The 12,307-nt window shown below is 36.3% G+C and carries 9 protein-coding genes; 3 read left to right on the top strand and 6 right to left on the bottom strand.

Going from position 1 to position 12,307, the window contains the following annotated elements; genetic code table 11:
- Positions 1 to 72 precede the first annotated feature (72 nt).
- The 4 genes from LC814_RS11605 to LC814_RS11590 form a co-directional block, all read right to left on the bottom strand.
- Complete coding sequence (locus LC814_RS11605; RefSeq protein ID WP_226064093.1) at positions 73 to 591, bottom strand: hypothetical protein; 519 nt, start codon at positions 589 to 591, stop codon at positions 73 to 75.
- A 96-nt stretch (positions 592 to 687) separates the two neighbouring features.
- Entirely contained in the window at positions 688 to 2,925 is a 2,238-nt protein-coding gene (locus LC814_RS11600) for a TonB-dependent siderophore receptor (protein WP_226064091.1), read from the bottom strand.
- Between the two features lie 146 nt (positions 2,926 to 3,071).
- The gene (locus tag LC814_RS11595) at positions 3,072 to 4,448 is read right to left on the bottom strand and encodes an APC family permease (protein WP_226064089.1); all 1,377 of its coding nucleotides are present in this window, start codon (positions 4,446 to 4,448) and stop codon (positions 3,072 to 3,074) included.
- 16 nt (positions 4,449 to 4,464) lie between these two features.
- Positions 4,465 to 6,342, bottom strand: coding sequence for an ABC-F family ATP-binding cassette domain-containing protein (locus LC814_RS11590; protein ID WP_226064087.1), 1,878 nt, complete (start codon positions 6,340 to 6,342; stop codon positions 4,465 to 4,467).
- 224 nt (positions 6,343 to 6,566) lie between these two features.
- Between LC814_RS11590 and LC814_RS11585 the strand changes: the two genes are divergently transcribed.
- Positions 6,567 to 7,010 carry a ferritin-like domain-containing protein gene (locus tag LC814_RS11585; RefSeq protein ID WP_226064085.1) on the top strand — a complete coding sequence of 148 codons (444 nt, stop codon included), beginning with the start codon at positions 6,567 to 6,569 and terminating at the stop codon, positions 7,008 to 7,010.
- A gap of 186 nt (positions 7,011 to 7,196) precedes the next feature.
- Positions 7,197 to 8,375, top strand: a complete 1,179-nt coding sequence (locus tag LC814_RS11580) for a thioredoxin family protein (RefSeq protein WP_226064083.1) — start codon at positions 7,197 to 7,199, stop codon at positions 8,373 to 8,375.
- A gap of 50 nt (positions 8,376 to 8,425) precedes the next feature.
- On the opposite strand, the gene LC814_RS11575 is transcribed toward LC814_RS11580, so the two are convergent.
- Positions 8,426 to 9,289 carry a glycoside hydrolase family 25 protein gene (locus LC814_RS11575; protein ID WP_226064082.1) on the bottom strand — a complete coding sequence of 288 codons (864 nt, stop codon included), beginning with the start codon at positions 9,287 to 9,289 and terminating at the stop codon, positions 8,426 to 8,428.
- A 120-nt stretch (positions 9,290 to 9,409) separates the two neighbouring features.
- Between LC814_RS11575 and LC814_RS11570 the strand changes: the two genes are divergently transcribed.
- On the top strand, positions 9,410 to 9,739 hold the full coding sequence (locus LC814_RS11570) for a hypothetical protein (RefSeq protein ID WP_226064081.1): 330 nt from the start codon (positions 9,410 to 9,412) through the stop codon (positions 9,737 to 9,739).
- A 65-nt stretch (positions 9,740 to 9,804) separates the two neighbouring features.
- Here LC814_RS11570 and LC814_RS11565 read toward each other — a convergent pair whose 3' ends face one another.
- Positions 9,805 to 12,198, bottom strand: a complete 2,394-nt coding sequence (locus LC814_RS11565) for an aldehyde dehydrogenase family protein (RefSeq protein ID WP_226064080.1) — start codon at positions 12,196 to 12,198, stop codon at positions 9,805 to 9,807.
- Between the last annotated feature and the right edge of the window lie 109 nt (positions 12,199 to 12,307).

Here is a 12,307-nt window from a genome sequence, read left to right as displayed (position 1 = left end):
TTTTTTCTTACAACAATAGATTTTAAATTCTAGATTTTAAATTTATTCAAAAACCATCATTCTCTACAATAACTACTGGAAGAAAACCATGATCAATGCCAAAACAAATCCAATTCCCGCGTAAATCATGCCGCGACGAAACGCTTTCGATTTAAAATTAAACATCCAAAAAGAAGAAATAACAAAGAAAAACAAAACAAAACCGAAGACCGTATTTAAAGAAGCATAACGATGTGTAGACGTAGATTTATGCAGCTGATTAAATTTCTCCAAAACAAAAGGCAATTGCATTTTCGTGTATTTTGCTTCCCCGGTTTTCGAATTATAAGTGCCCTGTTCGAATATTTTTAAATCGCCTTCATTGGGTTTAAATTCAATATTTTTCATTTTGATTTCTTTCGCCAGTTCTTTTTCCGTCATGTTCGGTTTTAGAACGATTTCCGTTTTATTTTCTTTTTTCAGAAAATTGGTATCTCTATAAATGAGCAGTACCCCACTAAGGGCATAAACCGCCATAATTCCCGCCGCGAAATATCCCAGGTAACGGTGCATAATCCGCATAAATGATTTGGTATCTTTAATTGCTGCCATAAATTCTGTTCTTTTTCTGTTTTTCTTCTAATCACAACAGTGGAAACTTTCGTCTCCACTGTTAATTATTTTAAGGTGTAATCTCCTAGAAGATGATTACAGTTTATAGGTTAAAGTCAGGTAATAATTCCTCGGCATAATTGGATTAACCGAGTAATTTTCATGGTAATTATAGTTTACAGTATCGAAGAGGTTACCCACTTTTCCGAGGATAGAAAATCTCTCCCAGTCATAGCCAATTGACAAAGCTGCAGTTACATAATCATCAACATTTAATAATCGGGAAGCTCCACTTCGATCTTCCAATGTTTCTTTTGTATCATTCCATCCTGCGATTCTATCGCCTACAAAATAAGCGCTGGCTCCAACTTTCAATCCTTTAACATACTGGTTAAAGGTATAGAAAACCGACGCATTCGCTGTTGTAGCCGGCGTGCGAACCAATCTTTGATTTTCAACATACCCAAAATCTGCTGGTGTATCTAAATAAACGGAGTGATTGTAAGAAGCACCTGCAATAATAGAAAGATTCGGATAAGGATTTCCAGTTATATCAAGTTCTACTCCACGACTGCGCATTTTTCCAGCAAAATCTTTAATGCTGGAATCAGAATTTAAACTTCCATCTGCTTTGAATTCTGCAGTCTGATAATAGTTTTTATTTTCAATTTGATAAACGGACAAGTTTAATGCAACTGCATTATTCCAGAAATTATGTTTCATTCCAACTTCAAACTGGTCAATTAATGAAGGTTTAAGGGAATTATCGTTAATATCACGTCCTGTATTTGCAGAGAAGGAATTGGTATACGTCGCAAATAGGGACAAATGATCATTTGGCATATAAACCAAACCTGCTTTCGGGGAAAAAGCGCGATCTACAGTTCCTTCAGCGGTAGAAATTTTATTCGTCGCAAACGTTTTTTTCTCCGAATCTTTATTTTCAATATAAGACCATCTTAAACCTGCCAATACTTTAAACTTATCTGAAAGCTCGATAAAATCCTGCGCGTAAATTCCAAATCTTTGAGTAGGAATTCGGTTACGGTCATATTTTTCAGTTTCCGGCATGACTCCCGACGCCCAAGTTGAGGGATCATCTAAATATAAAGTTCCTTTCGGATCTCCATTCGTCCCATGATAGGCAGTTCGGTTAAATTGTTTTCCAGTTGCTTTATCCAAAAACGTGTAAGAATCGTTGGTGCCATAATCACCATCAGTTCCTACCAAAATTTTATGTTTTACAGCTCCGGTATTAAGTTCTCCGTTCAGGTTAATCTGCAAGGCTGTATAATTTTGTTCCGCGTAACTTTTACCCATAGGTCTGTCCCATTTAATCCTGTTTGCGTCATCGTATTCCCACTGCACTCTTTCGGTAGAAAAATAGTCTTTGGTGTAATTCTGATAAGAGGCAATTGCATTTACGGTCCAAAAATCGTTAAACTGATGGTTAAAAGTAATTCCTGTTGTCGCCTGTTCAACATTTTGATATTGCCAGTCAGTTCCTACGAAGGCATTTCTGGACAATAAATTATTCAGAGCGTAAGAGCCATCTTTATTCGTAATAGAGCCAATACCAAAATCTGGCGTAAAATCATTTTTCAGATAATCAGCCTCCACTAAAAGCTGGGAATTATCTCCAATATTAAAGACAAAAGACGGATTAAAATAGTATTTCTGGGATTCTACAACATCTCGGAAACTCTGCGCTGTTTCGTAAGCGCCGTTAACTCTAAAAGCAATATTCTCCGACAAAGGTCCGTAAAAATCAACTGTAGGTTTATAACTGTTCCAGCTTCCTGCGCTAAAACCTACCGTTCCGCCAGCCTCGAATTTAGGCTTTTTCGTAATTAAATTAACTACGCCACCTGCTCCTACATTTCCATAGAGCATAGCATTTCCACCTTTCAGAACTTCTACTCTTTCCAAGCCAGAAACTTCGGGGAAAACACCGCTATTTACGCGGGAACCATTTTTGAAAATATTATCATTTCCGAAAATAAATCCACGACCACCAAAGGTGTCCTGAGAATTTCCTCGGGAAGAGGTAATATAAAGACCGTTTACATTTTGCAAGACGTCACTCAATTGTTTCGCTTGTTGCTGCTCGATAATTTCGTGCGTTACGATGGCTACAGGTTGCGGATTTTCCATAATCGTTAAATTCGATTTGGAAGACAGCAAACGTGCCTTATTTGGATTACCTGTTTTGTGAAGATTAATATCTTCAATTTGTTGAATTCTGATAGTGTCAGTCTCGGGCTCAAATTTCATCTGCGCGTTCATAGACGCAGCAATCATTAAAACACCAAGAGAAATTTTCTGTTTTTTCATGGGACGTTTTTATTTAGACTGAATTAAAATAACGGTGCAAAAATAAATATTATCAACAAGGTGAACAAATTATTTTGAACTATTCTAAATAAAAACAAGGGTTTAATTCACTGAGAATGAAGTAAATTTGAAAGAGGTGATATTTATCACTTTTTTTTCATGAGCAGAAAGCCCGTAAGGAGGAAAATAATATTGATTAGAAAATAAGCAATTCCATTTGGCGTACTCGCAGTCCCAAACAAAACGATGACTATTCCTAACACCGCAATGATGGCCATCACTTTTTTTAGAAATGAATTGCGGGAAAATATTTTTTTTCGAAAAAGCTGAAATAGACCCAGGAACAAAGCACCATTAACCAGATAAATAAAAATAATAGGAATTGCAGAAATGTCAAAATTCCTCTCTGTAAAAAATGAAATTGAATTCGTAAAGTAATAAATGATGAGATAAAAAATGATAATAACTGTACCAAATATTGCACTGTTAACAGGCATTTTGGTTTTTTCATTCACTTTATGGAGATTAAGAAATTTCTTTGATTTTTCTAGATTTGAAAATTGATACGGAACCCGTATCGTCGCTAGAAGTAAACCATTCGACGTACCTAAAACAGAGATAATAATAAATAACTGCATGAGTAATGCGCCCGAATTTGACGCAATTTTTCTCGCAAATTCGGTGATGTAGGTATCTTTCAGTTGAATGATTTCTTCGCCGCTCATGCGAAAAACAATTCCTAAATAATAAGAAATGTAAATCACCATCACGGAAATTGTCCCTATAATTAATGCTTTCGGTAGGTTTTTACTGGAATTTTTAATCTCACCAGAAATCTGGGTGGCAATATACCAACCATCAAAGGCAAATGAAATCGGTATAAAACTCGCGGCAACCAAAAGGATAAAAGATTGATTCTGCATTCCGCTACCAACTTGGGAGAAAGTGTTTACTTCACTTACATCGCCTTTAATTAAACTTAAAATACCTAAAGAAGCGATGAAAATTAAAGGCAAAACTTTAAGCACCGTTGTCATCTGCTGAAAAATTCCACTGCTTCTGGGCCGTAAAATATTAACAAAGAAAAAGATTACTAAATTCACAAAACCGATGAGACCAAAGTGTAAAGCTGTAGGCGAAAAATTCATAAACTCAGCCAATAAGTGCGCGATATAAATTCCGGAAACTGTAAATAATACGGCAGTTAGTGCGGGATAAAATAAACTCATGTACATCCAGCCTACAAAATAAGCTGCTGTATCACCGAATCTATAATTTACGTAACTTAGAATTCCGCCCTCTTTTGGTAATATTTCCGCATAATTGGCCATTGAAATTCCTGCAAAGACCACACTGATCCCAACAATGATAAAACCTAAAAGTCCGGCCAATATATTTCCCTGTGTCGCAAGAAGCACGTCATCAACTTTAAAGAAAATACCGGAACCAATCACTTGGCCGATCACCATAGAAATGGCTGTAAATAATCCGTACTTGGCTTCTAATTTCTGATCGTTGCTCATTTTTACAGAAAAATATTTAGTCCTGAAGTTCTAACCAACGCATTTCTAAATTCTGCAGTTGATCCGCAATTGTTTCTAAATTTTTAGAAAACTCGGCAATTTTTTCGTAATCAGTTTCATTATTCAGCTTTTCCAAAATTTCCGCGCGGTTTTTTTCCAGTTTCGGCATTTCTTTATCAATCTCCTTTAATTCTTGTTGCTCTTTAAAAGAAAGTTTTTTTGCAGGAGCAACGTCTACCGTTTTCCCAGCTGCAACTTTTTTCGGAGCTTCGACTATTGGAGCTGCGACCTTTTTACTTTGATCCTGAGATTTCTTTTCACGGTATTCGGAGAAATTACCTACAAAATCTTTAATCACGCCATCGCCTTCAAAAGCCAGAACGTGATCTACAATACGATCCATGAAATATCTATCGTGAGAAACAATAATTAAACTTCCCTGAAACTGCAAAAGGAAATTTTCTAGAACCGTTAAAGTTGGTAAATCCAAATCATTGGTCGGCTCATCGAAAATTAAGAAATTGGGATTCTGATACAATACGTGCATTAAATGAAGACGACGTTTCTCACCACCAGAAAGTTTTGAAATCGGTGCATATTGCGTTTGGTCATCAAACAAGAACAATCGTAAAAACTGTGAAGCAGAAATTGTTCTTCCGTTGGCCAAAGGGAAATTTTCTGAAATATCTTTGATAAAGTCAATTACCCGCTGATCTTCTTTATATTTTAATCCTTTTTGAGAAAAGTAACCGAATTTAATGGTTTCTCCAGTTTCGATCTCACCTTTATCATAAGGTTCTAAACCTTGAATTATGTTTAAAAGTGTTGATTTTCCGGCTCCATTTTTTCCGACAATTCCGACCTTTTCACCACGCTGAAACTGATATGAAAAATCTTTAAGTAATAAATTATCACCGAAACTTTTGCTGATGTGATGAAGTTCAAGAATTTTTTGACCCAACCGTTTCATCTCAAAATCCAGTTCAAGTTTCTCTTTTCTGGTATCAGTTTTTGCTACTTTTTCAGTTTCATAAAAATCATCCTGTCGTGATTTCGATTTCGTCGTACGCGCTTTGGGTTGACGGCGCATCCATTCCAATTCCTTGCGGTAAAGGTTTTGCGCTTTATCAATCGTAGAATTCATATTGTCTTCCCGAATGATTTTATTTTCCAGATAAGTGCCATAACTTCCGTTATGAACATATAAAGTATAATCTTCAATCTCCCAGATGATATCGCAAACCGCATCCAGAAAATACCGGTCGTGCGTTACAAGAAGCAAAGTCACCATTGCTTTAGAAAGATAATTTTCCAGCCACTCTACCATATCAACATCGAGGTGATTGGTTGGCTCATCCATAATCAACAAAGTATGACGATGCTGGGCGCGCGTTTCTACCAATAGTTTTGCAAGCGCAACTCTTTTAATCTGACCGCCGGAAAGCGTTTTCATTTTAGAAGTCAGATCGGTGATTTTTAGTTGAGATAAAATCTGACTCATTTCGTTTTCCAAATCCCAGGCTTCGTGAATTTCCATTTCATTTAGCGCCTTATCCATATCATCAGGATCTTCAGACAAGAGTGCATGGTGATAATTTTTCAACGCCATAATGGGCGCAGAATCTAAAGTCATCATAAATTCTTCCACATTCAGCTCACCTTCAAAATCAATTTCCTGATCAAATAAAACGACTTGAATATCTTTATTAATGACAACCGTGCCTGAATCGGCAATTTCTTTACCCATTAATATTTTTAGCAAAGTTGATTTTCCGGAGCCATTTTTTGCAACAATCGCAATTTTATCACCTTCATTGATATGGAAAGTGATGTCTTTGAAAAGGGTTTTAACTCCGTAAGATTTCGTAAGGTTTTCGGCTGAAATGTAATTCATTATATATTGAAAGAGTGATTTTTGAAGGTGCAAAAGTACTGAAAATTGATGAGAGATTTATGAAGAAGATTTAAAAGACATTTCAAAATTTGGCAGAATAAAAAAGCAGCTATTTTATTTTTGTAAAAAATTTTTAAAGTTAAACTGTGTTAAATCTTACCATTTTCTAATTATTGGAATGTTTTCTGTTACTACATAACCATTAACATTAAAAAATATTTACAATGGAAAACGACAAAGTAGTAAGTGTATTGAATGATTTATTAACTAAAAATTACGATGCGGAAAAAGGATATAAGGAAGCGGCAGAGAAAATTGAACATACCGCTTTAAAATCGTATTTCGAAAATCAAGCTCAGAATCGTTACGATTTCGGCCACGAAATAAAAGCACTGATTTCAAAATATGGTGGAGAACCTGACAAAGGAACGAGCATCGTCGGCGATTTGCACCGAACCTGGATTGCAATTAGAGATGCTTTTGCAACTGGCGATCAGGCAATTTATGATGAATGTATTAGAGGTGAGAAAGCATTTTCTGAAGAATACGGCGAAGTACTCAACGATACAGTTATACCGCAAGATGTAAAAGACATGGTCAGAAAACAGAAAGAATCAGTAGATAAAGCACTGATGTCACTTAAATCAATGGAAGATTTTTCTTCTTAATAATAGCAAATGCAATGGTAAGGTCGCTTCTTCACACGGAAGCGACTTTTATTTTGACGAATTACTTGATACTACTAATCTATGAAACAATACTAATCCGTTACCGAAGAAACTTTGCTATCTGTAAAAATTCAATTATCTTCTAACAGAATTGATTAGTTTTGTGAACCAAATAAAATTTAATAAATGAAAAAAATATCATTGCTATTATTAATGCTTTTCAGCATCATCACCTTTGCACAGGGAATGAAATTTGAGGAAAATAAAACCTTCAACGATCTTCTGGCTATTGCTAAGAAAGAGAATAAATTACTTTTTGTCGACGCTTATACGACTTGGTGTGGACCCTGTAAAATGATGGCGAAAAACGTGTTTCCCCAACCGAAAGTAGGTGAGTTTTATAACGCTAATTTCATCAACTCCAAAATTGATATGGAAAAAGGCGAAGGCATCGACTTGGCAAAAAAGTATAATGTTAGAGCCTATCCTACCTATCTATTCATCAACGGCGATGGTGAGTTAATTCACCGCGTAACTTCTTATTATGATGCGCCAGAATTCATCGAAGTTGGAAAAGACGCCGTTGATCCTGCGAAGCAAATGGGAGCACTTAAGAAAAAATTTGAAGCTGGCGATAAAGACCCGGAATTTCTGAAAAGTTTTATTAAAGTATTTTCTTTTGCCGATCCCGACTTGGCGGTGAAAGCTGCTGCAACTTACTTTGCAGGAAAAAAAGCGGAACCTTTGACTCCAGAAGATTTTTCAATTCTTTTTTCATTAACAAAAGACAGTAATTCTCCGCTTTATCCAGTATTTGTTAACCGCAAAGACGAAATGGTAAAAGTGATGCCGGAAGATAATTACAATAAAACATTGAAGAATTTTCAGTTAAATGCTTTGTTCAATAATTCTTACGATAAAACAACAAAAATTCTTGATGAGAAAAAGTATGTTACAGAAGCCAGAAAAACAATGTCTGAGGCAGAAGTGAAACCATTACTCCTAAAATCAAAGATTAGAGTTGCATCCCTTAACAAAGACAAAGATCAGTACCAAAAATTGTCAATGGAATATTACAAAGATGGAACAGCACCTGGATTTTCCTCGGATGAGCTTAATTCTATTTCCTGGAACTTTTTTGAAAATGCTACCGATAAATCAGCTTTGGAAAAAGCGTTGCTATGGGCAAAACAATCGGTAAAACTGAAAGAAGGATATGCAAATACAGATACCGTTGCTAACCTTTATTTTAAATTAGGAGATAAGGCGAACACCAAAATCTGGGCAACGAAAGCAGTTGAATTGGCAAAAAAGGAAGGTGAAGAATTTGCGGAAACGCAGGCTTTACTGGATAAGGTTAAATAAATTCAAAACGAAATATATAAAAAAGGATGCTCAACAGCATCCTTTTTTTGTTAATCTAAAGTGAGTCTTTTTAGAGACCACATATTTCCATTGAAGACATTTAGATCAACTTTGGTGTTGATCCCGTAAACGATTCCGTTTTCGGTAAACTGCCAAATTTCCCAATCGCTGTCGGGCGTAGGTTGCGGTACATCATTGTAGTTTGCCAACCAAAGCGGATAATCATCAAACTCGCCTTTTAGAAAATCTTTGTGATAGTGGTAATACGAATAAATAATTGGTTTTACGCCGTAAGCTTCTTCTACAATCCGGCACCAAATTTTTAAATCTTCAATTAATTTTTTAGTAGATTTTCGCCTGGGAATTTTCTCAATATCTAGAATCGGCGGTAAATCTCCCGACTCTAATTTTACATTTTCAAGGAAATTATTTGCCTGCAAAACTGGATCTTCGTCGGCTCTGTAAAAATGATAAGCACCACGTATGAGTTCGTGTTTTTTCGAAAGTTGCCAGAACTCATCGAAATGTTTGTCCGCTGATCTATTTCCCATAGTCGCGCGCAATACAACAAATTTAATTGGGATGGAGCGGTTTCCAATGCTTAAACTATCCCATTTTATATCTTCTTTCCGTTGGTAATGAGAAACATCCAACCCGAAAGTTTTATCAGCATAATCACCAATAATACGATTGATCCTATTTTCTTCTTTTTCGGAGTTTGAAAGTTTTTTATGCTCAAACTTATTGAAATACATGGCGTAATAAAAAGAGATTTTTTCCTTCAAATAAAAGCCAGTTCCGAATAAAGCCAGCGATAAAAATAACAATAGAATTTCCCGTCGCAAAAGAAAATGTCTTTTACGATTTTTATGAATTTTTCGGGTTGTTTTTCTTTTGATAGTTCTCTTCGCCATGGATTTGCAAAAATATTCTTTTAAAATCGAACGCGTTAATTTCTAGTTAAAAATATATTTAAATGGTCATTGGCTTGATATATGAGAATTTTAAATAACTTAACAATTAAATGAATCAAGATGAAAGCGAAGTTATTATTTTTAGTACCCATCGTTTTATTTGCAGTGACGGTTTCGGCGCAAAAAACAAAACCTACTGTAAAACAAGAGTTTAAAAAAGATACAAAGGCGGTAGGAAATGCGGTTGAAGATGGCGCAAAATGGAGTGGTGAAACAGCGAAAGATGGAGTTAAATGGACGAGTAAAACGGCAAAAAAAGGTGCGAAGGCAACTAAGAAAGGCGTAAAAAGAGCAACAAAGTGGACTGGTAAAACCGCTAAAAAAGGTGGAAAAGCAGTGAAGGAAGGTTTTGAAGACACTAAAGATTATGTCAAAAAAGAAACGAAATAGCTTTACATCCGTTTAACAAAAAAACCATGCAAAATGCATGGTTTTTCATTTTTTGTCTTAAAAAATTAAGCTCCGTACGGAATCCAGATGTTTTTAATTTCTGTGGCGTGTCTTAAGAATTCCTGACCTTCTCCGTGCGCTGAATTCAACCAGTTTCTGTATTTACCGAAATTTACCCAAGAACGCTTCATAGAATCGGTGGATAATAGTTCGATATTTTTACTTCCTTCCGCAGTTCCGAAATACCAAATTCCTTCGACATTATAATGTTTCGCGAGTTCACTGGCTAATTCTTCTTTTGATCCGGTTACTATATTTACGGTTCCCGCAGGAACATCTGACGTTTCCAAAATTTGATAGAAATCGGTCGCAGAGAACGGATGTTTTTCAGATGGAATAACCACTACTCTATTTCCCATCGCAATTGCCGGAATTACAGTAGAGATAAAACCTAAAAGAGGATTTTCATCCGGACAAATAATTGCCATAACTCCGATTGCCTCAGGCATTGCTAAAGTAATCATGCGCTGAACGGTAGAATGTGCTGCGCCATCATATTTATCAGCGTAAGCGGCGTAAGTGTAAATTCTTTCGATTGATTTTTCAACCTCATCCTGTGCAGATTCTAAAGATTGATTGGTCATTTCGACAATCCTTTCAGCAAATTCTTCAGAACGGATTGCTAAATTTTCAGCTATATAATATAAAACTTGCGCTCTGGAATGACCGGTCATTCCGCCCCAAGATTTTTCTGCGTGTGCTGCTTCAACGGCATTTCGAATATCTTTTCTGTTCCCTTCTGAAACTTCACCGATATATTCCCCAAAAGCATTTTTAATTTCCATACTGTAACCTCCATCTGGACGAGCTTGTTTTCCACCGATATACATTTTTGTAGTACGGTCGATTTCTGCTAAACTATTTTTTGGTTTTTTATCCTCTTTCGGTTTCTCAGTTTTGGGTAAAATTGGTTTTGAAGTAAATTCTGCCTCTACCTTCGGTTTCATGTATTCATACAAACCTTCTTTTCCACCTTCTCTACCAAAACCAGATTCTCTGTAACCACCAAATCCTGCAGCTGCATCAAATTGATTCGTACAGTTTACCCAAACACTTCCGGCTTTAATTTTCGGTGCAATATCTAAAGCTAGATTAATATTTTCGGTCCAGACACTTGAAGCTAAACCGTATCTTGTATTGTTTGCCAAAGCCACCGCTTCAGAATGTGAACGGAAAGTCATTGCCACTAAAACCGGTCCGAAGATTTCTTCCTGTGCAATTACTGCGCTTGTCGGAACATCGGTAAATAATGTGGGTGGATAAAACCAGCCATTTTCTGGAAGTCCGTTTTTCGGTTGGTAAATCGTACAACCTTCGTCGATGCCGATTTGCACCATTTCTTTAATTGTTTTCAATTGAATTGGATCAACAATGGAACCCATATCTACTGCTTTGTCCATGGGATCGCCGATGCGCAAAGTTTCCATTCTTGCGCGAAGTTTTTTGTAGAAAACCTCTGAAACTGATTCCTGAATTAAAAGTCTTGAACCTGCACAACAAACCTGTCCTTGATTGAACCAGATCGCATCAACAATTCCTTCAACAGCAGAATCTAAATCAGCATCTTCGAAAACGATGAATGGAGATTTTCCGCCCAATTCTAAGGAAATTTTCTTTCCTGTTCCCGCAATATTTGTTCGTAAGGTTTTGCCCACTTTCGTAGAACCTGTGAACGCCACTTTCTGAATGTCTTTATGATTTACCAAAGCATTTCCGGCAACCGTTCCACGACCTGTTACGATATTTACAACTCCTTTTGGAAGCCCAACTTTTTCACAAATCTCTGCAAAAAGCAAAGCGGTTAAAGAAGTGTATTCAGCTGGTTTTAAAACAATGGTATTTCCCATTGCTAAAGCTGGAGCGACTTTCCAGGAAAGCATCATTAAGGGAAAGTTCCACGGAATGATTTGTCCGACAACCCCAACTTCCTGGTAATCTCTGAATTCGCTATCCATTAATTTCGCCCAACCCGCATGGTGATAAAAATGTCTGGCAACGATCGGAATATCGATATCTCTGGTTTCGCGAATTGGCTTTCCATTGTCTAAAGTTTCCAAAACAGCAAACAATCTAGAATGTTTCTGAATTTGTCTTGCAATAGCATATAAATATTTCGCGCGTTCGAATCCACCAATCGCAACCCATTCGGATAGTGCGCTATTTGCAGCCATAACGGCTTTGTCAACATCAGTTTCATCAGCTTCCGCAATTTTTGCTAAAAACTCTTTATTTGATGGATTATTTGAATCCATATATTTTTTTGAATGCGGTTTTACCCATTCTCCGCCAATGAACAAGTCGAAATTTCTGTTATGATTTTCTAAAAATTCCACAGCAGAAGCTGCGCTTTCCGGAGCGGGACCGTAAACCATGGTGTCGTATATTTCTTTGATTTCCATTTTGATGAGGTGTTGATGTGATGATTTCGTGATATGTTAATGAACCACAAAAGTCACAAAAGTTTTTATTTTTTAAGTTTTTCAAAAAAGCAAAAAAGAGAAGTTATTT

This window comes from Kaistella polysaccharea, from assembly GCF_020410745.1.
GTDB classification, from domain to species: Bacteria; Bacteroidota; Bacteroidia; order Flavobacteriales; family Weeksellaceae; genus Kaistella; species Kaistella polysaccharea.
Note: the sequence above shows the minus strand (reverse complement) of the source record. Positions and strands in the feature narration are given on the sequence as shown.

Excerpts from the sequence above, each read along its gene's own strand:
- LC814_RS11595 (WP_226064089.1), bottom strand. The coding sequence starts at position 4,448 with ATGAGCAACGATCAGAAATTAGAAGCCAAGTACGGATTATTTACAGCC.
- LC814_RS11570 (WP_226064081.1), top strand. The coding sequence starts at position 9,410 with ATGAAAGCGAAGTTATTATTTTTAGTACCCATCGTTTTATTTGCAGTG.
- LC814_RS11590 (WP_226064087.1), bottom strand. The coding sequence starts at position 6,342 with ATGAATTACATTTCAGCCGAAAACCTTACGAAATCTTACGGAGTTAAA.
- LC814_RS11575 (WP_226064082.1), bottom strand. The coding sequence starts at position 9,289 with ATGGCGAAGAGAACTATCAAAAGAAAAACAACCCGAAAAATTCATAAA.
- LC814_RS11565 (WP_226064080.1), bottom strand. The coding sequence starts at position 12,198 with ATGGAAATCAAAGAAATATACGACACCATGGTTTACGGTCCCGCTCCG.
- LC814_RS11600 (WP_226064091.1), bottom strand. The coding sequence starts at position 2,925 with ATGAAAAAACAGAAAATTTCTCTTGGTGTTTTAATGATTGCTGCGTCT.
- LC814_RS11605 (WP_226064093.1), bottom strand. The coding sequence starts at position 591 with ATGGCAGCAATTAAAGATACCAAATCATTTATGCGGATTATGCACCGT.
- LC814_RS11585 (WP_226064085.1), top strand. The coding sequence starts at position 6,567 with ATGGAAAACGACAAAGTAGTAAGTGTATTGAATGATTTATTAACTAAA.
- LC814_RS11580 (WP_226064083.1), top strand. The coding sequence starts at position 7,197 with ATGAAAAAAATATCATTGCTATTATTAATGCTTTTCAGCATCATCACC.